Origin of the sequence: uncultured Clostridium sp., from assembly GCF_900547735.1 — a bacterium.
In the GTDB taxonomy this organism is placed as follows: domain Bacteria; phylum Bacillota; class Clostridia; order Lachnospirales; family Lachnospiraceae; genus Otoolea.
This window is the reverse complement of the sequence record NZ_URHZ01000009.1, coordinates 55,822-81,582: the sequence shown is the minus strand read 5'-3', so window position 1 is coordinate 81,582 and position 25,761 is coordinate 55,822. Positions and strand designations below refer to the sequence as shown.

24 protein-coding genes are annotated in these 25,761 nt (G+C 48.3%); 20 read left to right on the top strand and 4 right to left on the bottom strand.

What is annotated here, in order from left to right; translation table 11 throughout:
• The 3 genes from QZT18_RS04705 (at nt 1) to QZT18_RS23460 (ending at nt 2,094) form a co-directional block, all read left to right on the top strand.
• Complete coding sequence (locus QZT18_RS04705; protein WP_227031485.1) at nt 1-1,026, top strand: reverse transcriptase family protein; 1,026 nt, start codon at nt 1-3, stop codon at nt 1,024-1,026.
• Nucleotides 1,027-1,028: 2 nt separating this feature from the next.
• On the top strand, nt 1,029-1,580 hold the full coding sequence (locus QZT18_RS04700) for a hypothetical protein (protein WP_294145086.1): 552 nt from the start codon (nt 1,029-1,031) through the stop codon (nt 1,578-1,580).
• Nucleotides 1,581-1,941: 361 nt separating this feature from the next.
• Complete coding sequence (locus QZT18_RS23460) at nt 1,942-2,094, top strand: putative holin-like toxin (RefSeq protein ID WP_366925796.1); 153 nt, start codon at nt 1,942-1,944, stop codon at nt 2,092-2,094.
• Between the two features lie 438 nt (nt 2,095-2,532).
• On the opposite strand, the gene QZT18_RS04690 is transcribed toward QZT18_RS23460, so the two are convergent.
• Nucleotides 2,533-3,093, bottom strand: a complete 561-nt coding sequence (locus QZT18_RS04690) for a DUF1062 domain-containing protein (protein ID WP_294145083.1) — start codon at nt 3,091-3,093, stop codon at nt 2,533-2,535.
• 195 nt (nt 3,094-3,288) lie between these two features.
• Nucleotides 3,289-3,564: a CD3324 family protein gene (locus tag QZT18_RS04685; protein WP_294145081.1), complete on the bottom strand. Its 276-nt coding sequence runs from the start codon at nt 3,562-3,564 to the stop codon at nt 3,289-3,291.
• Nucleotides 3,565-4,107: 543 nt separating this feature from the next.
• Between QZT18_RS04685 and QZT18_RS04680 the strand changes: the two genes are divergently transcribed.
• From QZT18_RS04680 to QZT18_RS04640, 9 genes are all read left to right on the top strand, one after another.
• A complete protein-coding gene (locus QZT18_RS04680; protein ID WP_294145079.1) occupies nt 4,108-4,854 on the top strand; it encodes a hypothetical protein in 747 nt (248 codons plus the stop codon).
• Nucleotides 4,851-6,818: a leucine-rich repeat domain-containing protein gene (locus QZT18_RS04675; RefSeq protein ID WP_294145077.1), complete on the top strand. Its 1,968-nt coding sequence runs from the start codon at nt 4,851-4,853 to the stop codon at nt 6,816-6,818. The genes QZT18_RS04680 and QZT18_RS04675 overlap by 4 nt, the downstream gene beginning before the upstream one ends.
• A gap of 557 nt (nt 6,819-7,375) precedes the next feature.
• On the top strand, nt 7,376-9,319 hold the full coding sequence (locus QZT18_RS04670; protein ID WP_294145076.1) for a PfkB family carbohydrate kinase: 1,944 nt from the start codon (nt 7,376-7,378) through the stop codon (nt 9,317-9,319).
• Nucleotides 9,320-9,569: 250 nt separating this feature from the next.
• On the top strand, nt 9,570-10,508 hold the full coding sequence (gene rbsK, locus QZT18_RS04665) for a ribokinase (RefSeq protein WP_294145075.1): 939 nt from the start codon (nt 9,570-9,572) through the stop codon (nt 10,506-10,508).
• Nucleotide 10,509: 1 nt separating this feature from the next.
• The gene (locus QZT18_RS04660; RefSeq protein ID WP_294145073.1) at nt 10,510-11,487 is read left to right on the top strand and encodes a nucleoside hydrolase; all 978 of its coding nucleotides are present in this window, start codon (nt 10,510-10,512) and stop codon (nt 11,485-11,487) included.
• 75 nt (nt 11,488-11,562) lie between these two features.
• Nucleotides 11,563-12,162 carry an ECF transporter S component gene (locus tag QZT18_RS04655; RefSeq protein WP_243125536.1) on the top strand — a complete coding sequence of 200 codons (600 nt, stop codon included), beginning with the start codon at nt 11,563-11,565 and terminating at the stop codon, nt 12,160-12,162.
• Nucleotides 12,163-12,177: 15 nt separating this feature from the next.
• Nucleotides 12,178-12,948, top strand: coding sequence for an energy-coupling factor transporter transmembrane component T (locus QZT18_RS04650; RefSeq protein WP_125144246.1), 771 nt, complete (start codon nt 12,178-12,180; stop codon nt 12,946-12,948).
• Nucleotides 12,936-13,781: an energy-coupling factor ABC transporter ATP-binding protein gene (locus tag QZT18_RS04645; RefSeq protein ID WP_294145067.1), complete on the top strand. Its 846-nt coding sequence runs from the start codon at nt 12,936-12,938 to the stop codon at nt 13,779-13,781. Before QZT18_RS04650 ends, QZT18_RS04645 begins: the two co-directional genes overlap by 13 nt.
• 13 nt (nt 13,782-13,794) lie before the next feature.
• Nucleotides 13,795-14,598, top strand: coding sequence for an energy-coupling factor ABC transporter ATP-binding protein (locus QZT18_RS04640; RefSeq protein WP_294145065.1), 804 nt, complete (start codon nt 13,795-13,797; stop codon nt 14,596-14,598).
• 164 nt (nt 14,599-14,762) lie between these two features.
• Here QZT18_RS04640 and QZT18_RS04635 read toward each other — a convergent pair whose 3' ends face one another.
• Together QZT18_RS04635 and QZT18_RS04630 are read right to left on the bottom strand one after the other, a co-directional pair.
• Nucleotides 14,763-15,767, bottom strand: a complete 1,005-nt coding sequence (locus QZT18_RS04635) for an NADH:flavin oxidoreductase (RefSeq protein ID WP_294145063.1) — start codon at nt 15,765-15,767, stop codon at nt 14,763-14,765.
• Between the two features lie 154 nt (nt 15,768-15,921).
• On the bottom strand, nt 15,922-16,812 hold the full coding sequence (locus QZT18_RS04630; RefSeq protein ID WP_294145060.1) for a LysR family transcriptional regulator: 891 nt from the start codon (nt 16,810-16,812) through the stop codon (nt 15,922-15,924).
• A 227-nt stretch (nt 16,813-17,039) separates the two neighbouring features.
• Between QZT18_RS04630 and QZT18_RS04625 the strand changes: the two genes are divergently transcribed.
• From QZT18_RS04625 to QZT18_RS04590, 8 genes are all read left to right on the top strand, one after another.
• On the top strand, nt 17,040-18,518 hold the full coding sequence (locus tag QZT18_RS04625; RefSeq protein WP_294145058.1) for a UbiD family decarboxylase: 1,479 nt from the start codon (nt 17,040-17,042) through the stop codon (nt 18,516-18,518).
• Nucleotides 18,497-19,183, top strand: coding sequence for a UbiX family flavin prenyltransferase (locus QZT18_RS04620; RefSeq protein WP_366925795.1), 687 nt, complete (start codon nt 18,497-18,499; stop codon nt 19,181-19,183). The genes QZT18_RS04625 and QZT18_RS04620 overlap by 22 nt, the downstream gene beginning before the upstream one ends.
• Nucleotides 19,180-19,536 (top strand): hypothetical protein, encoded by a 357-nt coding sequence (locus QZT18_RS04615; protein WP_294145057.1) that lies wholly within the window; start codon nt 19,180-19,182, stop codon nt 19,534-19,536. The genes QZT18_RS04620 and QZT18_RS04615 overlap by 4 nt, the downstream gene beginning before the upstream one ends.
• A gap of 200 nt (nt 19,537-19,736) precedes the next feature.
• Nucleotides 19,737-20,324: a TetR/AcrR family transcriptional regulator gene (locus tag QZT18_RS04610; protein WP_294145055.1), complete on the top strand. Its 588-nt coding sequence runs from the start codon at nt 19,737-19,739 to the stop codon at nt 20,322-20,324.
• A 32-nt stretch (nt 20,325-20,356) separates the two neighbouring features.
• Nucleotides 20,357-21,751 carry an MATE family efflux transporter gene (locus tag QZT18_RS04605; protein WP_294145053.1) on the top strand — a complete coding sequence of 465 codons (1,395 nt, stop codon included), beginning with the start codon at nt 20,357-20,359 and terminating at the stop codon, nt 21,749-21,751.
• Nucleotides 21,752-22,010: 259 nt separating this feature from the next.
• Nucleotides 22,011-23,219: a CaiB/BaiF CoA-transferase family protein gene (locus QZT18_RS04600; protein WP_294145051.1), complete on the top strand. Its 1,209-nt coding sequence runs from the start codon at nt 22,011-22,013 to the stop codon at nt 23,217-23,219.
• An 18-nt stretch (nt 23,220-23,237) separates the two neighbouring features.
• A complete protein-coding gene (locus QZT18_RS04595) occupies nt 23,238-24,452 on the top strand; it encodes a CaiB/BaiF CoA-transferase family protein (RefSeq protein WP_294145050.1) in 1,215 nt (404 codons plus the stop codon).
• 55 nt (nt 24,453-24,507) lie between these two features.
• On the top strand, nt 24,508-25,722 hold the full coding sequence (locus QZT18_RS04590) for a CaiB/BaiF CoA-transferase family protein (protein WP_294145048.1): 1,215 nt from the start codon (nt 24,508-24,510) through the stop codon (nt 25,720-25,722).
• Nucleotides 25,723-25,761 lie beyond the last annotated feature (39 nt).

The following is a 25,761-nucleotide window of genomic DNA, read 5'->3' as shown; positions in this document are numbered from 1 at the left end:
ATGAATAATGAAGAATATTTAGAAAATTTAGAAAAAGAATTAATTGATAGCAATGAAAAGATAAAGGATATTGAAGCAGCAAAAAAATATGCAAAAAATCTATTGAATCTTGGTTTACCTGTGATTTTTGATAAACAGCATTTTGCATTGCTTGTTGGAAGAGAATTATCAGAAATTACAAAGATGATGGCAATGATAGAGACGAATTACTATCATGAAGCCAAGATAGTTAAGAAGTCTGGAAAGATGAGAACACTTAATATTCCAGCGGTTAGCTTACGCTTGGTGCAAAAGTGGATACTAGATAAAATATTATACAAAATAAGAGTTTCACAATATTGCAATGGGTTTTGTAAGAAAAAATCTATATGTACAAATGCACAAAATCATTTGAATCAGGACTGTATTGTGAATATGGATATGAGTGATTTCTTCCCAAGTATCTCTCAAAAACAAATATTTAGGATTTTTTATTATTATGGATACACAGTAGAAGTGTCGTATATGCTAGCTCGATTATGTACGTATGATGGTTATTTACCGCAAGGAGCCCCAACGAGTCCATACTTGTCTAACATCGCATGTTTAAAATTGGATAAAAGGTTAGCAGGACTTGCAAAAAAATATGAATCAACATATTCTAGATATGCAGACGATATTACTTTTTCGGGGAAATGTGGAATACAAAAAATTATTCCTGTTGCAGAGAAGATAATTCAGGATGAAGGTTTTTCATTAAATGTGAATAAGACTAGGATAGCATATTATTATCAACGTCAAGAAGTAACAGGAATAAATGTAAATGGAAAGAAGATGCATGTAGATAAGCGATATGTAAAAGGATTTTGTCAGGAGATATATTATTGTGAGAAATTTGGTGTGCATGACCATCTTCAACATATTAAATGTAATAAGCATTTTTATAAAGAGCATATGTATGGAAAAGCGTATTATATTAATATGGTTGACAAACACTTAGGAAGAAAACTATTAAGTAGATTAGATAATATAGATTGGGATGATTAATTATGGAGAAGGAAGAGTTATTTGAATTGAGATATTATGCGAATTGTATGGAAAAAGGGATTGATCCTACATCGGGGTTAGTTTTTCCAGAAGATACAGTAATGAATTGCAAGAAAATAAAAAGTTATAATGGTAAGGTTCGAGAATTGCTTGATTCATTAATAGTAGCGATTGAGAATGATGGAAAAAAAACTAATAATCGTAAGATACCTTTTTTTATATCCTCCAAAGAAAAAGATAAATTTCAATATTCTGTCAAGCCAGTTTCAATTAGTGAATTTTGTCATCAAATTAATGATATTTTATTACCGGGTATGACAAGGCTGATTGCAAAGGAGATAACACATGGGCTAGAAAAATTGGGATATTTAGAGACAAAACCACTTGGGGAGGATAAAAACTATAAGTGTGTGACAGATAAAGGAAAAGCAATAGGGATTATTGAGGAAAATAAAGTAAATTTATATGGAAACAGGTATAGTGTAAATTTGTATACAAGAGATGCACAGGAATTTGTTTTGCGTAATTTAGAAAAAATATTACAAGAAAAGTGAAACAATAGTTTTTCATTTTAAGAATATGTAAAAAATATATGGCAACATTTTGGCAACAGAAAATCAGTAAGCCAGAAGAAGATATGTAATTGAGATAATATAGAAGCATTTTCTACATGCAATTTAAACAAAATAGTTTAGGAAGAACCATGAATTTGCCGAGTTTGAATAATTGGCAAAAGTCCAGGAACCTAGTGTTTATGAGGGTTCCCGGGTTTTTTTTATGGCTCGTGACATTGCTGTGACATTATTTTTTGAAACTCGGTCTTTTTTTAGACCTCGCTACTGCCGTGCCGGTGCCGGCCGGGAAGCGCGCCGTAAGGAGATTGATTAATTTGTAATCCTGTGATAAGATTTCCATATGAGCACTGTGTACAGGGTGGCGGCCTCCCATCTTACCAAAGAAGGGAGGTGGTGTGGTATGGGGACATTTGAAATTTTGAGTTTGCTCTTCTTGGGCGGCACGTTCCTAATCGCATTACTGACCTACATAGACAGGTATAATAAGAAATAAAAAATGCCTACCCTGTCAGCCAAACAGGATAGGCGCGTCCTCATGTAGGACGTAAATAGACCTTATGGCTTCCACCTTGTGGGCAGATGCTCTTTTTATGTACTCATTATACATTATAAGAAAAGAAAATGCAAGTCGAGGTAAATATCCTGCCTAGTTGGGAGCTTTAAAATATGTCATTTCCACTTTGTGTACCGGTTCCTTTTCTCTTGCCATAATAAAGGCCTCCTATGATTTTTATTTTATCACGGAAGCTCTCTTATTTGGCTATTTACAGAAACAGTTTCACAGACTAGACAAAGCCGCTACAAACCTTGATTTTACAGGGCTTGCAGCGACTTTGTCATATATCGCCGTTCAACATAAAATACCAGATATAGCATCTTACATTCACTCATATCCGACACCTCATAAAATATTATGGCAGTTGACGTACTGCTATTCTGATTGAAAAACAAGTGTCATATTGTTCTTTACTTTACATTTCCTTAAATCCTGTTCCGGAATACTTTTTATATTTTTATTTTCAATCAGATGTAAATATTCCGCTTGAGATAAATGTAATTTCTGTTTCACCAATGAAGAAACTTTTACCGGAAACGGATACTTACTTTTGATTTCAAGTTCCACATTTTCATCCAAAAGAAAGTCATCACCAATAACTGTGTAAAGAGGGACTTCAACTTCATCAACACCATTTCTATAAAGAAAATCACTATCCATTGCATATTCCTCTACGAGTGATTGGTTGTTTTTGTGAAAGCCATCTAATTGCACCGGATTTATAGATTGCGGGGAAATTTGGGAATGCACTCTCGCGTTCCATGTAGTATTACAATCCGAGCAGTTATATATTAACCAAACGTCCAATGCCCGCCGTTGGGCATTCACGCGGAATTTTTCTGAACAAAAAAAGTGTGATTTTTTTCCACATTTTTTACAATGTTTGGATACTGCCGGCAAAGAAAGATATTGCACTTCCCATGTGAGTTTTTTCATCTTACACCTCCGTCTTTGTCTTACTTCTCCAAAGAAAAAGGTGGATTTTCACAGCTTCTTTTCATAAAGGACCTCCTTTGTTTTGATAAGAAGATTTTAACATTACACCTTATCAAACCCAACCTAATGATCTTTTATGAGATAAATATGAGAAAACGGCTGATATGGTTTTGAGTAAGCCATATCAGCTGTTTTTCACTTATTATTTTTTAACTGCCCGACAATCCGTTGAATACTTTTCAAAGATAGATAATATTTCTCAGCTAAGGTTTCCATATTTATCCCTGCAAGATAATCCGCATAAATTTGTCTGTTTCTGTCCCGTAGCTCTTGACGGGTTGAGGTTGTGTCTCCCCAGCTCTTTTTATTATCTGCAACTCTGGGAATATAGAGAAATTCTCCATCAATGTACTCTTGAACCTTTAGCAATAATTCTTGTGGCAGAACGTGTGTTGCTTTCTTATAACTCATTCTCGTGCTCCTAAATAATGTTTTTACAGGAACAGCAAAGACTATCTGCAACACGTATTCATTTATTATTTGCTGCGATAGCTTTGCTTACGCAACAATAACGATAGGATTAAGCATATACCTACAAGCCTCCTTTTCATGGTCTCATCTTTCTATTTTATTGCGGTGCAGCAAATACGGATACCTCAAATTCGTTTAATAAAAGAAAATGAGGATTTCTCCGTATTTGCTGCCCTTAACAAACATAAGAATAAAGTATTATATCATTTTTTCTGTCGAGGTACAATCCGCCCCATTATATAATATATTCCATTTCAACCCAATGCTGGTATTGTGTAAACATATCCAATTTTATTACTGATTGATATTCACTCAAAGGTGGGAACCATACTTAAAAGGAAGTTGATGACGCTTTTTCAATATTAGTAATCTTTAGTAAAAACAGTAAAATCAGCTCCCAAACCTCATTGTATATCCTCTCATATCATGATAATATGAATATAGTTTCACTCACTATACTGACTAAGAGGGAGAGCAGATAAAATGGTATTTGAGCCGGATGAGAAAATGAAAAACAAAATGTCGAAAGACGGAAGTGTGCTGAAATTTATGTACAGTGTGGCCGGACTTGGAAAAGGTCTGGCGGCGGCGGGCGGCATGCTGGTTGGTATCGGCGTATTGCTGGGAGTAGTATTTCAGATGACTCTTGAGATGGAGATGATACAGATACTGATGTTTGCCGGGGCCTTTGTGATTCCGGGAATCCTGCTCGTTTTAGGCGGCGTTAAGCTGCAAAAGACACGGGACGGCAAATGGCTGATAAAGTATGAAAAAGACACGGGACTTCCGGAAGCAGAGATTCTGAAAGCAGATCAGGAGTTCAGGGAACCGGGAACCATTCTGTTCAGTTTTGAAAAACAGAAAGACACCAATAGTTTAAAGAAGATGGGTTTTATAACAACGCATTACATCAAGATGCCGGGAATTGGAGTTTCCATGGCACGCATGGAGGATTTAGTGGCTTGCTTTTATACAAATAAGTTCCGGTGCCAGGACGGCGGTTATGACCGGGCGTTTGTGGCCTACTCCAATGATAAGAAGATGGCGTTTATCAATACTTCCATTAAGGAAAAAGATGCAGTGGAGATTGTACAGGCGGTGGTAAAACGGAATCCGTCCGTCATTCATGATCATCATTTTATGTATGAGAACAAAGAATATGATGCCGCACGTGACATGGATGAAGTCATTGCATTACATAATCAGGTTACAGGAGCAGGAAAATCATGAAAATTACAGAATTGAGATGTACCGCTTGTCAGGGAACGATGATTATAGACCCGGAAAACCCCAACTATGCCATATGTGAATACTGTGGAACCAGATATTTGATTGAATGGGATACGGCAGGGGGGAATGGGGCTGAGGGAGAGGGTAATCCCTCTCTTAAAAAGATTCCGGAGCCGATTAAGTATCAGCCGGTCAAGATACATGAAAAGAAAAAAACAGGATGGGAACCATACGGTTGGAAACGCGGAGTCGCGATCGTCGTGCTGTTTTTTGTGATACTGGGCGTGATGAGAGGCCCTGCCGTTTACCGGCGCTATAAGATGGATCATGAAGTGAAGGTAAATAGTGAGCAGTCTGCGGACGCCGTCAATGGAAGTGCGGCAGGAATTGGAAAAACAGAGGAAGACAATATTAAGCTGGAGGGAATTCTTGCCGCATTTGCGGAGCAGGTATATGGGCAGCCCGCGGAATTAATCACCGATGAACAACTGGCAAAGATTCAATGGCTGGAATTCAGGACCACAGCCGATTTTGAGATGATTGGGTACAGTTTTTATAATCCGTATGCCGGTTCCGTTGACGGAGCCGCCGACGGAGAAAGTGGAGTTTCTGAGCCGGAACTTACCTGGGTCAGCTTTCCCAGAGACAACTATGTAAATATGAATTTATCCAGTCTGCCGAAGTTTACGGGGGTAAAGAAACTGAAAACCAACCGCGGACTTACATCGGAGGAAATTGCGGGTCTGCATCTTGAAGGGATCAGCGGATACTTTGACAGTCTGAACGGTGTGGCAGGACTGATCGGTGATGCGGATTCCATGCGGGAAATCGGCATATCGGGAGACAAGGTGAGCATTAACGGAGCCGAAAAGTTTCCGAACCTGGAGATTCTGAGTCTGAACTGCGATCAGATTGAGGAGCCAAAGAAGCTGGTCGCTGTCAAAACACTGAAATCCCTTTCGGTCGATCTGTATGACGAGGGGATGGATTTTTCCGTTTTCGGTATGATGCCATGGCTGGAGAGGGTGACAATCAGTTCAAAGAAGTTAAAAGATTTCAGCTTTGTGTCGGGGATGGAGGGACTAAAGGAACTGAACTTAAGCTATGGAACATTCCTGAATCTGGAGCCGCTTAAAAACTGCACGGGGCTGGAGAGCCTGACCATAGAACGCTGCGACGAGCTGAAAGATATGTCTGCGATATCCGGATTGACAAATCTTAAAAAATTGAAGCTGGAGCTGCCATACGGCTGCCCGGAGCCGGAGCTGAGCGCGCTTTCGGCCATGGAGGAGTTGTATCTGGACAGCTTTGAGAATACCGCTTTTCTGCGGAACATGCCGGAGCTTAGGACAATGACGCTGGATGGCTGCAGAGTAAATAATCCGTCGGATTTTGAGGGCCTGGGGAAATTAACCACCTTAAACTGCACCTCGTTTGGCCAGACGGAACGGGACTACCGTTTTATCACAAGACTTCCCGCGCTTGAGAACCTGAACCTGAGCGGGACAAAGACTTATGAGGATATTTCCGGGATTTTCAACATGCCGACGCTGAAGTCTTTGAACATCAGCGGTATGGATTGTGAGATTAATTTTGATAAAATCCAGGATAATACAAGCCTCGAACAACTGAAGATCGATCATATCAAACTGTATAAGAATGTGTCGGTCAGAGGAGGGGGCGGAATCTACTCTGTAAACTGGGATGATGTGAATCTCACGGATCATCTGTCGTTCCTGGGGAAATTCAAAGGACTGAACGCACTCAGCATTAAAGAAAATGAATTGACGGATCTGGAATTTGCATCATCGATGGAGGCGCTTAAATTGATCGATTTCTCGGATAATTACGTGACGGATATATCGCCGCTCTCCGGTTTGAAAGGGCTTCGGGAAGTGATTTGCACAGAGAATCCAATCTCTAACTTTGAAGTGCTGAGCGATTCTGTGACGGTGGTCCAATAGCGGGCTGTAAGAGGACGAATGGTGCATTTACAAAGGGATGGTATACTGAAGTAAGTCAAAATGAGCTTTCCGGCGGCGGCCGGGGAGCTCATTTCAGAATTACCGGAAAATTACGGGTCCAGAGGAAAAGTCCCAGGGCGCAGTGCCCGAAGAACCTGACAGTGTCCTGAAAGGTTGTATTGCAAAGTGAAATCGGCATCGGCATTAAATTAAAAAATATGGAAACTAAAAAATAAGGATACGGCTTTACGCAGACAGTCATGAAACATTTTTCCCCTGACTGTCTGTATAAAGCCATTTTTTGTTCAATGGCAATAAAAAGTTTCGCATACAAAATTTTCCGTTGTTCCAGACTATTTTTCCGAAACATGTTTCGTACATTTCCTGATACATCTGATTAATTTCAATTCTTTGTGCAATCCATACAAAAACAAATCTGTATATCCTGTAGTAATCATGAAACTTCCGAAACGGTTTGACGAAAATTGTGAAAACAATTACGTTTAAGACATGAAATACGTTTCGGAAATATAGTGCAGGTTCGAGGGGTCCGGGAGGTGTGTCATATTAATATCAGAGATATTGCGTCAATTGCGGAAGTTTCGGTCTCGACCGTTTCAAAGGTGATAAACGGGAAAGACCAGGATATCAGTGCAAAGACGCGAAAGCGGGTACTTGAGGTGGTGAGGGAATATCAGTACGTTCCCTATTCCAAAATAAGAAAGAACATGTCGGGAAAAAGCCATCTGATCAGTGTACTTATCGCAGAGGGGGATACGGAATATACGCCGATCCTGGGAGTGATTGAGAAGCAGGCGTCCAAGAGCGGATACAGCATTGTCGTCTATACGCTCGATGGAGTGAAGAAACATGAGGAGCGCCAGATGAAGGTGATGGGAAGCCGGAACGTAGACGGTTTCCTTCTGATTGGAAACTTCAGGGACAGAAAAGGGCTGATAGAGCAGATTGGGCTGGCGGATAAGCCCTGCGTAATTCTGGGAGCCGATGTGGGAAATATGGAGGGAACCTCCGCCGTTATTTACGACGAGAGTTCCATCGGATATGAGGCCTCCCGGTATCTGCTGCAAAAGGAGCATGTCAACATCGGATGTATCTTTTCGGCAGGCACCGGGATGGAGGACGGCTATAAGAGGGCGCTTTATGAGGCGGGGATTCCCTATGAGGCGGGCCGGATTTTCCGTTGGGACGAGACGGACGGGGACGGGAAAGAGAAGTTTAAGAGCTGGTTTTCCAACAACTGCACCGCTGTTTTCTGCGGGAGTGTGGAAAATGCCATCTATCTCTATCAGAGATTCCAGGAGCTGGGCGTACTGATACCGGATGATGTTTCCGTCCTCTGCGGACAGGATTCCACCTATCTGGAGCTGTTAAACCCGCCGGTCACCTCGGTTGCCTGTATGCTTCCCACCTTTGGGAAGGCGGCGGTCAGCGAGCTGGTAGAGCTGATTGAGACGAAAGAGGAGTATAAGAAGCCGCCGGCCGTGATTCCCTTTACAATCAGGGAGAGGGAGAGCACCTCGCTTCCGGCGGCGCAGAGCCGGGGACAAAAGCTGGTGGTGGTCGGCAGTATGAATATGGATGTCACCATCTCCGTCCCCCATATCCCGGCGGATGGGGAAACTCTGATTGCGGATGATGCCCTGCTCCTGCCGGGAGGAAAGGGAGCCAACCAGGCGGTAGGCGCCAGCAAGCTGGGGGGAAAAGTTTATCTGGTCGGCTGCCTTGGAAACGACAGGGAAGGCAAAGAGATTTATAATGCCCTCGTTACAAACAAGGTCCACACAAACGGAATTCTGTTCGATGGACTGTCGCCTACCGGAAAAGCCTACATCAATGTGTCTGATTTTAACCGGGGGGAGAGCACCATCGTGATATACCCGGGAGCCAACCAGAAACTGAACGGGGTACAGATACAGAAAAACGAGGACCTGTTCGACGAGGCGAAATACTGTCTTCTGTCCCTGGAGATTCCGACCGAGGCGGCCAGTTATGCGGTGGCTCTCTGCAAACGGAAAGGAATCGATATCATTTTAAAACCTTCCGGAGTCGACGTGCTGGACAGGCAGTTTATCGACGGAATCACCTATTTTGTTCCCAACAGGAAAGAGCTGGAACAGCTTGTCCCGGGCAATGATTCGATGGAGCGGAAGGCGGACCGCCTCTGGAGGCTGGGGGCAAAAAACGTGATTATCACTCTTGGAAAAGACGGGTGTTATTTGAAAAACGAGGAATGTTCCCGGTATTTTCCGGCGGCGGATTTCCAGCCGGTGGATACGACGGGAGGAGCCGACGCGTTTATAAGCGCCCTGGCGGTCTACTTAAGCGAAGGCGTTTCCCTGGTCCATGCAATCGGCTTTGCGACGTACTGTGCGGGGCTCAGCATCACGAGAAAGGGAGTGCAGTCCGCCATGCCGGACCGGGGAGGCGTGGATATGTACCGCGACGTGGTATACGCCCAGTTTCCCTCCGAAGGAAAATAGGCCCGGCTCATAACACCGGCACAAAAGAGGTACTGTTCACAGGCAGTATTCCGCGAGGTGTTTTTTGTGGGTGGAGCATAGCGAAAGTCACAGAAAACCCGAGGGTTGCGGCGCGAAACAGCGTTTTTTTGCCGTTTCTGTGCATCGCGAAGCGTGTTATTGTTCGCAGCACAGCCGCTTTTAGCTGGGGTGTGGACAGTAACCAAAAGAGCATACATCATGGAGGAATAACGAAAGACAGGTGTTTTCAATGGAACAGATTGTGGTAGTGGGAAGTCTGAATATGGACTTTGCGGTTGAAGTGAAAGAGATGCCGGAAAAAGGGGAAACAATCCTTGGAAAAAAAGTATCCCTGATTCCCGGGGGAAAGGGCGCGAATCAGGCTTATGCGGTCAGCCGCCTGGGAAAAAAAGTACAGATGATAGGAGCGGTCGGAACCGATATTTTCGGGGATAAGCTGGTTGGCAACCTGGAAAAGGCCGGTGTGGGGACCGAAGGAATCTGCCGGGTGGAAAACCGTGAGAGCGGCCAGGCATTTGTATTCGTCAATGAGGCGGGGGAAAACAGCATTACCGTGATTCAGGGGGCCAATCAGGATTTGACGGAGGCCCGGGTGGATGAAAATGAGGAGCGGATTGACCGCTGCGACGCCGTGGTCATGCAGTTGGAGGTTCCTGTCCCCACGGTTGTCCATACGGCACAGGTGGCTCGGAAGAAGGGAAAGCTGGTGTATCTCGATCCGGCTCCCGCAAGACCGGATTTGCCGGACGAGCTGTTTGCCTCGGTGGATATCATGAAACCCAACGAGACGGAGCTTAAAATCCTGACCGGAATGGAGGTTTCCACCGGGGAAGAGATTATCCTGGCGGCAAAGAGTCTGCTGAAAAAGGGAGTGGGGGCGGTGATCGTCACCCTCGGGGAAAAGGGCTGCGTGCTGGTTACCGAAAAGCTGGTAAAGGAATTTCCGGCAAGGAAGGTAAAGGCGGTGGATACAACGGCGGCCGGAGACAGTTTCACCGCGGGATTTCTGGCGGCCTATGAGCCGGACGGGGAAAAACGGGAGGAAAACCTGGAAGAGGCGCTTTTATTTGCCGGAAAGGTTTCGGCCATAGCGGTCACGAGAAAAGGAGCGCAAAGCTCGATCCCGACTCTGGCGGAAGTGATGGAAGAACAGAAAGGAGGAGATTAAAATGGAGAAAAAAATTCCGGTCATTATAGACTGCGATCCCGGCGTGGATGATGCCCTTGCCATTATCCTGGCGCTGAGCCACCCGTCGCTGGACGTGAGGGCCGTCTGCTCCGTGACGGGCAACGGCAACATTGAGAACACGACGGATAATGGACTGAAAATCCTGTCACTGTGCGGCAGGGAGGACATTCCTCTCTATAGAGGTTCCGACACGGCCTTAAACCGGGAGCGTCCGGAGACGGTGGACGCCTTTGGAGACGACGGCCTGGGAGGTTACGCCCATACGGTCGTCACGGATAAAAAGCCGGAATCCGAACATGCGGTGGACTATCTGCTCAGGGCGGTGCGGGAAGCTCCGGGGGAGCTTACCATCCTGGCAATCGGCCCGTGCACCAATCTTGCAAGGGCAGTCATAAAGGAGCCGTGGTTTGCGGAAAATGTAAAACGCCTCATCATCATGGGAGGGGCCAAATACACGGGGAATATGAGTCCGGTGGCGGAATATAATTTCTGGGCCGATCCCGAGGCGGCGGCCGTTATTTTCCGGGCGGGATTTAAGGAACGGGTGATGATTGGCCTGGATGTGACAAACAAAATTGCACTGGATGCCGGAACAAGAGAGCTTCTGCGGATATTCGGGACGGACCTTTCGCGTTTCCTTTATCATATCACCCAGTCCGGGCTGGATGAAAACTGGCTTACGAGAAGAAAGCCGGTGTCCCCGATGCACGACGTGCTGACTGCGGCCTATCTCATCGATCCGGACGTTATAACGGTAAAACCCGCATTCATCGATGTTGTGACGGAAGGCATTTCCAGGGGGCAGTCGGTCGTGGACATAGACGGCCACTGGAATCATGGAACCTGCAATGCCCTCTACGCCGACAGCGTGGATGTAAACCGGTTTTACAGACTGCTCCTGACAACGGTGTTTAAGGAGCACGAGGAGGAGATACTCGCCTATCTCGGGAGTCTATAAAATTTATATAAAAGCAGTCACAAATGCAGAACAAAGATGCAGTACGAAAGTGCATAAAAAGAGGAGGAAATACAAATGAGCATGAAAGAAAAAATGGGAAAAGACTTTTCATTAATGGTAATCTTACTGATCCCGATTGCAATCGCAATCAACATAGTGGGGGGACAGATGACATCTATCTTAAAGCTGCCGCTGGATCTCGATATGATAGGCGTAATTCTGGTAGGCGCTTTGGCAGGGCCGCTTCCGGCGGCGGTGACCGGTGTTCTGACCAACCTGATTAACGGCATTTTCAGCCCGGATCTGATTCCGTACGCAATCTGTGCATTTGCAATCGGTATTGCGGCAGGTCTTCTTTCCAAATACAACATGATGAATAAAATCTGGAAACTGGTGGTGTCCGGCCTCGTTATCGCAGTGGTTGCCACGATTATTGCAACCCCCATCACGGTATTCTTCTTCGGCGGAGCCACGGGCGGCGGCGCTTCCATGCTGGCGGCGGGACTCATGGCGACGGGAAAGAAAATCATGCAGTCGGTACTCTCCGTATACATTGTGACGGAAACAATCGGAAAGGTATTATCCGTGTTTGTTGCCTATGTAATTATCAAGGCAATCCCGGCCCGTTCCCTGACGAAATTCCGTTTTGGCAACAACTTTGTAGAAAAGAAATAAGGAAAGGTGAAAAGTATGCAGGCGTCCGAATCTAAGAAAAATAAAATAGCGGCTCTCTATCCGCTCACTAAATTTTACATAGCGGTTGTGATGGCGGTTCTGGCCCTGCTTTTGCCGGGATTCGTTTCAAAAATAGGTGTTTTTATCCTGATTAATATACTGGCGGCATGCAGCGGCGTTTGGGGAATCTTTGCAAAGCGGGTCAGAAACTCCGTGGGCATCCTGTTTATCATCCTTTTGCTGATTCAGTTGTTTTTCTATCCGAATGAGAGCGATATCCTGTTTACCTTCTGGATATTCAGCGCCAAGAAGGAGGGACTGTTCTTCGCCCTCAGACTGGGCTTCACGCTTCTCTGTGTGGGCGGCGCGCTGATCTGGTACTTTGCGGTGACAACGGAACGCGATTTTGTGCTGACGCTTGAGAAAAAAGGACTGAGCTCCAAGGCCTCCTATGTCATTTTGTCCACGCTTCAGATGGTGCCTGTCATGAAAAAACGTTCACAGGTGATTATGAACGCCCAGAGGGCCAGAGGTGTGGAGACGGAAGGAAACTTCATCACCAGGGCCAAGGTATTTATCCCGACCCTTGTCCCACTTGTCCTCAGCTCGATCCAGGGGATGGAGGAGAGAGCCCTGACGCTGGAAGCCAGAGGGTTCTCCATCGAGACAAAGGCAACGCATCTTTACGACATATTTGAAACCCCTCTTGACAGGAAAGTGGTGCTCCTTATGCATGCTGTACTGGTCATCGGGATTGCAGGGAGGATCGCATTATGGCTTATATAGACCTTCAGAATGTAACCTATACCTATCCGCTGGCGGACAAACCCAGCATTGAGGATGTAACGCTCTCTTTTGATAAAGGGAAATTCTACGCCATTCTGGGCGCCAACGGAAGCGGAAAAACGACACTCTGCAATATTATCAGGGGATTTATCCCTCAGTTTTTCCAGGGGGACATAAAAGGGGAAGTGAAACTGCAGGGAAAGAACTTAAGTGAGTTTTCCCTGGCGGAGCTGGCGCCGAAGATGGGTTACATTTTCCAGAATCCGTTTAACCAGATAACAGGGGCGCGTGATAATGTATACGAGGAGATTGCCTACGGTCTGGAAAAGTTCGGGGTGGCTCCGGACGAGATAAGAAAAAGAGTGGACCGTGTGCTGGAGATGACGAATACGGCGGCCTTTGCCGACAAGAATCCGTTCGAGCTGTCGGGCGGACAGCAGCAGAGAGTGGCCCTGGCTTCGGTGATTGTGCTGGAGCCGGATATCATGGTCATCGATGAACCCACTTCCCAGCTCGATCCGCAGGAGACGGAGAGGGTATTCGACATAATCAGCCGGATGAAGGAAATGGGAAAGACCATCATTCTCGTGGAGCATAAAATCGAACTGATTGCGGAATATGCGGACGAAGTCATTGCCCTTAAAAACGGCAGGCTGCTGACGAGCGGTCCGAAGGAGAAAGTACTGTCGGACATCACGTTAAAGGATCATGGGATTGACATGCCTCCGTCCGTCCTTCTTTCGGAGGAACTTAAGAAACGCGGTATTGAAACGGAATACTTCATAAGCAGGAAACAGATGATGGGATTTTTGAAAACGCTGGTGCGGGAATAAGGAGGAAGCGGCTATGGCTCTGATTGAATTTAAAAATGTCAGCTTTTCGTACCCGAATGGGTTTACGGCCATTGAGCACGTGGACTTCGCGATAGAAAAAGGGCAGAATATAGCAATAGTAGGGCAGAACGGTGCAGGAAAGACGACGACGGTCAAGATGATGAACGGCCTTTTGAAACCGACGGAGGGAACCGTTCTTGTGGACGGTATGGACACCAGGGATTTTACGGCGGCGAAGCTGTCCAGAAAAGCCGGTTACGTGTTCCAGAACCCGGATGATCAGATTTTCCACAATACGGTGGGAGCGGAAATCCGTTTCGGCCCCGGCGTCCTGGGCTACGATGCCGGGAAGACGGAGGAACTGGTAAAGTTTGCGGCGGAGCTTGTGGGCCTTTCCGGAGAGCTTGAAGAAAATCCCTATAACCTGCCGCTGTCCATCCGGAAGTTTGTCACAATCGCGTCGGTTCTTGCGATGGATACGGATATCGTCATTCTGGACGAACCGACCGCGGGGCAGGACCTTCACGGAATCAGGACGCTTGAAAACATGATGGAGGTATTGAAGAAAAAAGGGAAGACAATGATTACGATCACCCACGACATGGAATTTGTAGTCAACAATTTTGAAACCGTCTTTGTCATGGCCCATAAAAACCTTCTGAGAGCGGCGGATCCCGGGCAGATATTCGGGGATGGGGAACTGTTGAATGAAAGTATGTTAAAAAGGCCCTTTGTCTGCGATATAGTCGAAGAACTGGGACTGGACAAGCAGATTACGTCCCTGGGGGCGCTGGCGGACTGCCTTGCCGGAAGATAGGTCCGGCTGGTAAGGAACGGAACTGTAATTGAAGATGTCAGAACAGAGATGAAGACGTAAAAGAGCACCGGAAACCTTGTAAAACAGGAATTCCAGTGCTCTTTATGATCGCAGTGCTCTGCATGGACAGCGGGAAAACTGCTGCAGCATCCGTACAGGAAATTTCAATCATGAGCCAGCATTGCCTTTTCCACCCAGGTGGAGTCCTTAAGGATTGCTCTCCCTACTCCAATCAAATCTGCTTTATTCTGCTCCAATAAACGCTCGGCTGCTTCCACGTCCACAATCCCGCCTGTCAGTATCACGGGAATGGAGACGGATTTTTTTATGGCCCCGGTCAGCTCATTGAAATAGCCCTGTTCCTTCGAGCCGGGACGCACATATCCGCAAAAACCGCCGGAGATATCCAGCAAATCAATTCCGGCCTTCTCAAATTCTATTGCGGCAGATACGCTGTCTTCTATTGTGGTACCGCCCTCCATATAATCACACGCTCCGAGACGCAGCGCAAGGGGGTAAGCGGTTCCAACCACATGGCGGACGGCCTCAATGACTTCAAGATGGAACCGGATTCTTCCGTCGAGTGAAGAAGCGCCGTAGGAATCCGTGCGGCGGTTGGTGAGAGGGGAGAAAAACTGGTTCAGAAGATACCCGTGGGCCGAGTGGATTTCCACACCGTCAAACCCGGCCTCCTTCGCCCTTCCGGCGGCGCGGGCAAAATCATCGGTGACCCTCCGTATGTCTGCGGCCGTCATCTCCCGGGGCAGCGGAGATCCGGCCGCAGCCCTGGGCATCAGAACAGCCCCGGCGCTTATAGCCTCACGACCGGTAACCTCTCTTTTTGCGGCCCCTCCCGCATGATTAATTTGAGCCATGACTTTCGTATTATTCCGGTGAATCACGGATACCAGCTCCCTTAAACCGGGAATATCGCTGTCATCGGTTATGGAAAGCTGTCCACTGCCGGCTTTTCCCTCCGGACTTACAAAGCTGTGTTCCGTAATAATCAGGCCGATATGTCCGCCGTGCGACTTTTCCTCATAATATTCGCACAGCTCCCGGGTAACCTTCCCATCATCTCCCGATTTAGCCGTTGCCATCGGAGGCATAACGAGCCGGTTGGGCAGTGTCAGGTTTGCAATTTGAAGCGGGGAATTAAAAAGGTTCATTTAAATACCTCCTTGAAATAATGTTTTTAATAATGTTTTGAAATTTTAAAGAGTATCCGCATTTCTCTTATTCTAGCACGGCGGAGGAAAAATAGTAAGAATGTGCTCACAAGAAAGACGCCGGCTTCAGGATGGCAGACGAGTGAGAGCCGGCTTATTTTTCCGCCTCCACACATCTCAGAAAATGCTGCCCAGCCGCCGACAATTTCCGATCTTTCCTGTAAATCAGTGAAACCTGGCTGGTAACATCGGGCGTGACCGAGGCAACCGTAAACGCATTTTCCGGAAGATTAAAACTCATAATCTGTTTTTCCATCAGCAGTGCAATCCCCATCTCTTTTCTGACCAGATCAATGATATTTTCAATCCGGTGGCTTGAGAATACTACGTTGGGGGTAAAACCGGCCTGTTCACAGGCGCGGATGCACAGCTCATAGAGAAAGGTTTTCTCCTTGATGAAAAGCAGCGGCTCGTTACGGAGCAGATCCAGTGAAAGCGGCGTCTGCCGTGATGCAGAGAGCGGGTGGGAGGAGGGCAGCAGTGCAATCAGCCGGTCCGTGGAGTAGGGAATCCGGATAAAGTTGTCATTCAGATCCGGAGATTCCCGTGTAAAGGCCAGTTCGCATGTTCCCTCGTCCAGGAGCGGTATCAGTTCGGAGGCCTCCGCTTCCAGCACATGCAGGGAAATATTTCTGTTTTCCTGATTGAAACGGGCGATGACGTCCGTGATCCGGTACTGGGCCATGACGGGAAGGGAACCGATTGTGAGCGAGGAGGAGAGGTTTCCAAGATGGTTGTTGAGTGCGGTTGTATATTCATACTGGGTGTCCAGGATTCGGCGCGCATAGGGGAGAAAGAGTGTTCCCGCTTCATTGAGTTTTACACTTCTGCTGGTCCGCGTAAAGAGCGGTGTCCCAAGCTCCGTTTCTACCTGTTTTAAGTGTTTGGAAATCGTGCTCTGCGTCATAAACAGGCGCTCGGCCGTCTCATTAAAATTCCTGGTTTCGGCCAGGATTACAAACTCACGGATATATTCGATATTCATATCAATTCCCCCTTATCAATGAAACGGAACTGTTTCCCTTATAAGTCCCATAATCGGCCGCAGTATATATCAATTCGATTATGGAATTGATCATACTTGAATCAGAATTGCTTGTCAATCCCTTCCAATAATATAATAGAGACAGTGGTTATATAAAAGTTACGGTTCACAGGTAACTGTAAAATGGGATTAAGAATAAGCGGTTTCATGTAAAGGAGAGAATCAAGATGGACAATCGGACAGAGATCCTGGATTTGAGGACAGCGCTCCAGGTTTTGAAGGAGATACCGGGACAGTTGGTGGAAACGGATGTGGAAGCGGATCCGATGGCGGAATTATCGGGTGTGTACCGCCATATTGGAGCCGGAGGAACGGTGCAAAGGCCGACGAGGGTGAATGGGCCGGCGATGATATTTAACAAGGTTAAGGGCTTTGACGATGCCAGGGTTGCAATCGGCGTCCTCGGCAGCAGGAAAAGGGTGGGGACGCTTCTGGGATGTGAGCCGGAAAATCTTCCGAAACTTTTATGCGAGTGTGTGAGCCGTCCGATTCAGCCGGTGACGGTGGAGGAGGCACCCTGCCAGGAGGTAGTGCATCTGGCCTCGGAACCCGGTTTTGATTTGAACCGGTTAGTTCCGGCGCCGACCAACACACCGGTGGATGCCGGACCTTATATTACCCTCGGCATGTGTTATGCCAGCCATCCCGATACCGGGATTGGGGATGTGACGATCCACAGGCTCTGCATTCAGGGAAAAGATGAGCTTTCCATTTTCTTTACTCCCGGAGCAAGGCACATCGGTGCAATGGCCGTGCGGGCGGAGGAACTGGGGCAGACGCTGCCGATTTCCGTCAGCATCGGCGTGGATCCGGCGATTGAGATTACCTCCTGCTTTGAGCCGCCGACAACGCCGCTCGGTTACAATGAGCTCTCCATCGCAGGCGCGCTTCGGGAGTCTGCGGTAAAGATGTGCAGGTGCAAAACCGTTTCCGAGCTGGCAATCGCAAATGCGGAATATGTAATTGAAGGGGAGGTGCTGCCAAACCGCCGCGTTCAGGAGGATCAGAACAGCCATACGGGTTATGCCATGCCGGAATTCCCGGGTTATACCGGAGGGGCCAGCGACCAGTGCTGGATGATTAAGGTGAAGGCCGTGACACACCGGAAACATCCGGTTATGCAGACCTGCATCGGCCCGAGCATGGAGCATGTAAATATGGCGGGAATCTGCACGGAGGCCAGTATTTACGACCTGGTGGAGCGCGCAATGCCCGGCCGTCTTCAGAATGTATACTGCCATCCGTCGGGAGGCGGTAAATATATGGCCGTCATGCAGATTAAAAAGAGCATGGCCAGTGATGAAGGACGTCAGAGACAGGCGGCTATTCTGGCATTCAGCGCTTTTTCCGAATTGAAACACGTGATTCTGGTAGACGAGGATGTAGACATTTTTGATTCCGACGATGTGATGTGGGCAATGAATACGAGATACCAGGGAGATGTGGATACCATTTTCCTGCCGGGCGTACGCTGCCATCCGCTGGATCCAAGCGCCCAGCCGTATTACAGCCCGTCGATTTCAGACAGGGGCATATCCTGCAAGGTTATTTTCGACTGCACCGTGCCCTTCCACTTAAAAGAACATTTTGTGCGGTCACAGTTTATGGAGGTGAATCCGGAAAAATGGGTAAAACTAGACTGGTAATCGGCATCAGCGGAGCCTCCGGCGTCCCGATAGCCGTGGAGATTCTGAGGCAGCTTCATCACTCGGAGATTGAAACGCACCTCGTATATACGAGAGGCGCTGAAATGACACTGGGCCAGGAGACAAATCTGACCCGGAAGGAACTGAATGCCATGGCCGATGTAGTTTACGATAACAGTAACATCGGAGCAGCCATAGCCAGCGGAACGTTCCGTACCGCCGGAATGATTGTAGTGCCGTGCAGTATGAAAACAGTGGCGGGGATTGTCAGCGGATACAGCGACAATCTCCTCCTCAGGGCGGCCGACGTAACGATAAAAGAGAGAAGAAAACTGGTGCTGGTGGCCCGGGAAACTCCTCTCAGCACGATCCATTTGAGAAATCTGTACGAGATCAGCCGGATGGGAGCGGTGGTTATTCCGCCGGTGCTCAGTTACTATAACCATCCTGATTCGGTGGAGGCCTGCACGGCGCATATCGCGGGGAAGGTGCTGGATCAGTTCGGCATTGAGCCGGAGCATTTCTGCCGTTGGGGAGAAGAGTGCAGATTGGGAAGAGAAGGCAGGCTGGGAGAAGAGGACAGATTTGGAAAAGAGGGCAGACGGGGAGAAGAGGACAGATTGGACGAAAAACGCAGATTAGGCGGAGAGGATGTCGCATTATGAAAAGGGTTACATACAGGCAGACAGTTCTCAATTATCCGATCACTGCAGAAATTTCGGTGCTGAATCAGGGCATACATATTCTCCTTGTGGGCGGAATGAAAACCCATATTGGCGCCGTCAGTATCTGCAGTGCCGACGGTCTTCATACCATGGAGGAGGACGGCCACAGGGAAAGCGCAGTCAGCGCCCGGTGGGCTCAGGCTCTGTTTGAGGTCTGGGGCTGCCCTGTGACGGTGGCGTGCGGGATTCACTACGATTATATTACAAAGGAAAAGATAGGACTGATTTTGGATGAGACGGAGGTAATGCTCGAGCAGGTGGAAAAGTTAACGGAGGTTACTGTTCACAGGTAATATTCCGCGAGGTGTTTTTTGTCGTTTCTGTGCATCGCGCAGCGTGTTACTGGGCACGGAGTGAACAGTAACTAACGGAGATATAAGGCTTACTCTGCCCTGAATGCGCGGGGCAGAGTTATTTTGAATTCATATTGACAAACGGAAAGCAGCGGTATACAATTAAACTAACAATGTTAGTTTAAGGAGAACACCAGGATATGAAGGGTAAAGGTTTGACAATAGAGATGATCGTTGATACTGCTCTGCAGTTGGTTGAGGAGAAGGGATACGGCAATTTTTCGGTGCGTGAGCTGGCTTTGAGGATGGATGTGAAGGCGGCGTCACTGTACAACCATGTGAACGGAGTTGAAGATATTAACCGTGAGGTCGGAAAGCTGGCTGCTTCCAGGCTCAACGGCAGCCTGGCCCGTGCGGTTGAAGGAAAGACGCGCGACGAGGCCGTCATGGCCCTGGCTTATGCATACCGCGGATTTGTGAAGGAAAATCAGGAATTATACAAAGCGATTATCGGCATGCCTGTGCTGGATCAGGGAGACGGCACGATCGAAGTCGGCAGGGAAAGCATGCTGGCAATCAGAAACGTTGTCTGTCAATATCAGATCCAGGATGAGGAAAATGTGCATTTTTCACGCTGTTTCAGGAGCGCCCTGCACGGTTTTGCCCTGCTTGAAGCGGCAGGGTATTTTACGGGTAAAAATATTCATTCTGAGGAAAGCTTCCGTTTCCTGGTGAAAGGCTACGCTGACTGGCTCCACCGTTTGGAGGAGCAGGAGATCCGGGGGTAAATGGGCAGCCGGCAAGAACAGAGGGGGACGTTATGAAACAACAACTTAATGAGAGGGAACGGAAGGTTTTTGTCGAGATGCCGGAAATCAGTTCCGTACTTACACTGGCTGTGCCGACCGTGCTCAGCCAGATTATTTCGGTTGTCTATAACCTGGCCGACACCTATTATATTGGGCGGACGGACAATCCGGATATGGTTGCCGCCGCCTCTATCTGTATGACGCTGCTTCTGCTGATGACGGGGATGGCCAATCTGTTCGGAATCGGCGGCTCCAGTCTGATTGCCCGGTGCCTGGGGGCGGAAAATTTTAAGAAGGCGCGGCAGACATCGGCTTTTTCCGTCTGGGGAGGCGTGATGTTTGTCCTCGTGTATTCGGTGCTGCTGTTCTTGTTCAGCGGCTCATTCCTGAGACTTTTAGGGGCAGGGAACGGGACAATCGAATACTGCTACACTTATATGTTCTGGACCTGCATCATAGGAGGCCTGCCTACGGTCCTGAATCCTCTGCTGGCGCATCTGGTGCGTTCGGAGGGCGCTTCGAAGGAGGCAAGTTTCGGCGTATCCATGGGAGGAATTCTCAATATCGCCCTGGATCCGCTTTTTATGTTTGTGATTCTGCCGAAGGGCTGCGAGGTTGCAGGGGCGGCCATCGCAACAATGCTGTCGAATCTGAGTGCAACCATCTATTTTATCATCTATATCATCCGTCACAGAAAAACGTCGGTGCTGTCGCTGGATCCGCGCGATGTCTCGTTTGGAAACCAGATACCGGGGGATGTGCTGTCAATCGGGCTGCCGTCTTTTTTAATGACGATGCTTTCCAGCTTTTCCAACGCCGTGGTCAACAACCTGATTTCGGGGGAGAGCTCCGCGGCAGTGGCCGGAATGGGCATTGCCAAGAAAATCAATATGCTATCGTTCCGCGTCTCTACCGGAATTACACAGGGAGCGCTTCCGTTGATTGCCTATAACCACACGGCGGGTGATTTTAAACGGATGAAAAAGTCCATTCTGAGCGCCGCCGGACTGGCTGTTGGTTTTGCTTCCGTCTGTATGTGTATATCATTCCTGTTTGGCGGTATTTTTGTAGGCTTTTTCATAGACGACGCCGAGACGGTCCGGTTCGGCAGATACTTTGTGAAGACAATCTGCCTGGCTATGCCGCTTGCCGCGGCGACTATGACGTTTATGATGCTTTTCCAGGCCACGGCCAGAAAGGCTAAAGCCACGTTGATATCCATGCTGCGAAAGGGAATTCTGGACGTACCCCTGATGTTTGCACTCAACAGAATCTGGCCGCTCTACGGCGTGGCTCGCGCAACTCCTATCGCAGAGCTGGCCGCCTGCACAATAGCGGTGACAACGGCGTTCCGGTTCTTAAAGAGCCTGAAGGCAGGAGATTCGCCGTTGACCGGCGGCCGATGAAAAAAAAGAATGTTCCAGGCCTGGTATAATTTAACCCGATTATACCAGGCAAAAAAATGTCATATAACTAACAATGTTAGTTATATTGCACAAAAATTAATTCTGTTTTTTGTCGATTACAACCGTATACAAGAAAAAATAAACATGATAATATTCTGTTATACAGAAATGAATTGCGTAAAATAGAAATTTTGAAAAAATAAAACCGCAAATCATGGAACCAAATAAAAAGTGAGGGAAATGGAAAGGAGTGAGTTGAATGGCAGTAGGACCGCTTAGCGGAGTGAAGGTGATGGAGTATTGTAATTTTATTTCAGGGCCTTTTTGTACAAAGCTGCTTGCCGATCTCGGAGCCGAGGTTATCAAGGTCGAAAGACCGGAAGGCGACGACGCAAGGAGAAGGGGGCCGTATTTGAACGACAATCCCGACCCGGAACTTTCGGGACTTTATCTCTACCACAACACAAACAAGCTGGGGGTAACCCTGAATCTGGAATCTCCCGAGGGGCGCGGTATATTTAAAAAACTGGCGGCCGGGGCAGACATTCTGGTGGAAGACACAAAACCGGGGGAGATGGAGCGGCTGGGACTGAATTATGAGGTCCTGAAACAGTTGAATCCGTCCCTGATCATGGTATCCATTACTCCGTTTGGACAGTATGGCCCGTACCGTGATTACAAGGCCTATTATCTGAATACATATCATGCAAGCGGAGCCGGCTATGTTCTTCCGGCCGCTTCACCGAACGCAGACAGAGAGCCAATCAAGGGCGGCGGTTATGTCGGGGAGAGCGACGTCGGCGTCTATGCGGCGGTCAGTATTATGGGAGCCCTTTTCTGGAGAAATGCGGGCGGAACAGGACAGTACATCGACATTTCCAAACAGGAAGGCATGATGGCTCTGGAAAAAATGAATATTGTCCGCTACTACATGATGGGCAAGAGCCCTTCACGCGTCGGTGTAAACCGCGTGCGGGACACGCTGCTTCAGTGCAGGGACGGCGGCTACATCATCGTGGTGCTCTATCCGGAAAAACAGTGGAGAGGCATTGTGGAGGCTCTTGGCAATCCGGAATGGGCTCAGAAGGAACCGTTTATCGACCAGAAGGACAGAGACGCCCATTTTGAAGAACTCAAGGTTTACCTGAGGGAAGAGGCTAAAAAGTACGACACCGAGGAGCTGTTCTTCAAGATACAGGCTCAGGGCACGGCATGCGCGCCTATCTGTTCCGCGGAGCAGGTATACAACTCGCCTCAGACAAAGGCCCGCGGGTTCTTTGAAGAGATTGATCATCCGGCGGCGGGGAAACTTGAATATCCGGGAATGCCGTACAAATTCTCCGATATCAGGGTCAGCGGCAACCACGGCGCCCCGCTTCTGGGACAGCACAACGAAGAAATTTACTGCAGCCGCCTTGGCTATACAAAGGGTGACCTGGTGAAGTTTAAAGAAGCCGGTGTCATTTAAAGGGAGGAGGACCAAGAGATGTTTAAAGATGCTTTAAAGGGAATAAGAATTGCTGATTTCAGCTGGGTCTGGGCAGGTCCTTATGCGACTTCACTCCTCTCCTATATGGGCGCCGAAGTAATCAAAATCGAGAGCCGGGGCCGTGTGGACCAGACACGTAAGGGTTCCATCATGAACGGTGACAGCTTTAACGGTTATGATTCTTCCCCGACCTTTAACAATGCGAACCTGAATAAACAGGGCGTGTCGATTGATATCACAAAGCCCGGGGGCGCCGAACTGGCAAGGCGGCTCGTTGCGGAGTGCGACATCGTCGTCGCCAATATGCGTCCGGGGAAGATGGATAAACTGGGACTGGGATACCATGATTTGATAAAAGTGAAACCCGATGTCATTATGCTGGAATCTTCGGGATTCGGATGCACGGGCCCGTACCGCGGCTATGCCGGATTTGCACCGATTTTTGCATCCTTCGGAGGTCTTGCCTATCTGACCGGATATGAGGACGGCGCGCCGAACGTTATGAGCGGCGTCCAGGATATGAGAGCCGGGACCATGGCCGCATTTATCCTTATCACAGCTCTGGTCAACAGACAGAAGACGGGAAAAGGCCAGTATATCGACCTTTCTTCGTCGGAGTGCCTGAGCGCCCTCGTGGGTCCTGAACTGATGGAATATACGATGAATAAGAGATCACCGTTCCGCTGCGGCAACCAGGATGCCGTCATGGCTCCGCACAACTGCTACCGCTGCAAGGGCGAAGACAAATGGATCAGCATCGCGGTGGCAACGGATGAGGAGTGGGATGCCCTTCGCCGGGCCATGGGAGATCCGGACTGGGCTAAGGCGGAAGAATATGCAAGCGTATACAGCCGCCGGCAGCACGGAAAAGAGCTCGATGCCCATATGACGGAGTGGACGGTAAATTATACCCACTATGAACTGATGGAACTGCTCCAGGGGGTGGGAGTTGCGGCAATGCCTTCCTTTGATGCGGAAGAGATTCTGAAGGATCCCCATACGAAGGAAAGGAACCTGTTCACAGAGGTGGATCATCCCGCTCTTGGAAAACAGGTAGTCATGAGTCCGGCATGGAAACTTTCGGAAACGCCTGCCAGAATCCGTAAGCCGGGGCCGCTCTTAGGCGAGGACAATTACGATGTGTTTGAAAACCTGCTGGGAATGCAGGAAGAGGAGATAAAAAAGCTGGAAGAAGAGCAGATTATCTGGTAAGAACCGGATACAACGAAATACCAATGACGGCAAACGGAGATGGGGGAGATAAAAGATGTTTAAAGATGCTTTAAAAGGAATAAGAGTCGCTGATTTCAGTTGGGTTTGGGCGGGGCCTTATGCGGCATCCCTTCTCTCCTATCTGGGAGCGGAGGTAATCAAGATAGAGAGCCGCGGACGTATCGACCAGACACGAAAAGGCACGGTCATGGACGCCGACAATTTTAACGGTCTTGACAATTCTCCCACCTTTAACAATGCCAACCTGAATAAGAAGGGAGTTTCCCTGGATCTGACAAAACCGGAGGGCGCAGAGCTTGCAAAGAAAATCGTGGAGCATTGTGATATTGTCGTTGCCAATATGCGCCCCGGCAAGATGGAGAAACTAGGGCTGGGCTACCGGGAGCTGGCGGCGGTCAAACCGGATATCATCATGATAGAATCCTCCGGTTTTGGCTCTACCGGGCCATACCGCAGTTATGCCGGATTTGCACCGATTTTCGCATCCTTCGGGGGACTTGCCTACCTGACCGGATATGAGGACGGTGCGCCGAACGTCATGAGCGGCGTCCAGGATATGAGGGTCGGGACCATGGCTGCGTTTATCTTAATTACGGCCCTGATTCACAGGCAGAATACGGGAAAAGGCCAGTACATTGACCTGTCCTCGTCCGAGTGCATGAGTTCCCTCATCGGTCCGGAGCTGATGGATTACACGATGAACGGCCGCTCACCGTACCGCCGGGGCAACCGGGACGATATTATGGCTCCCCACAACTGCTACCGCTGCAAGGGCGAGGATAAATGGATCAGCATCGCGGTGGCCTCCGATGAAGAGTGGCAGTCCCTTCGGAGCGCGATGGGAGATCCGGAGTGGGCAAAGAACCGTGATTATGACGGCATGTACGGCCGGTATGAACACCGGCGGGAGCTGGACCGTCATATGGAGGAATGGACCGCGGCCTATACGCATTACGAACTGATGGAACTGCTTCAGGCGGCCGGGGTGGCGGCGATGCCGTCCTTTGATGCAGAGGAAATCCTCGCGGATCCTCATACAAAAGCCAGAAATATGTTTACGGAGGTGGAACATCCCACACTCGGCAGACAGGTGGTCATGAACGCGGTGTGGAAATTTTCCGAGACACCGGCAAGGATTTATAAAGCGGGCCCGTCAATGGGAGAGAGCAACGATGAAATTTTCGGCGGCCTTCTGGGAATTCCTAAGGAGGAGAGACAGAGGCTGGAAGAGGAAAAAATCATCTGGTAAAAATGATAAAAACTGATACCGCAAAATGCGGAGGTATTC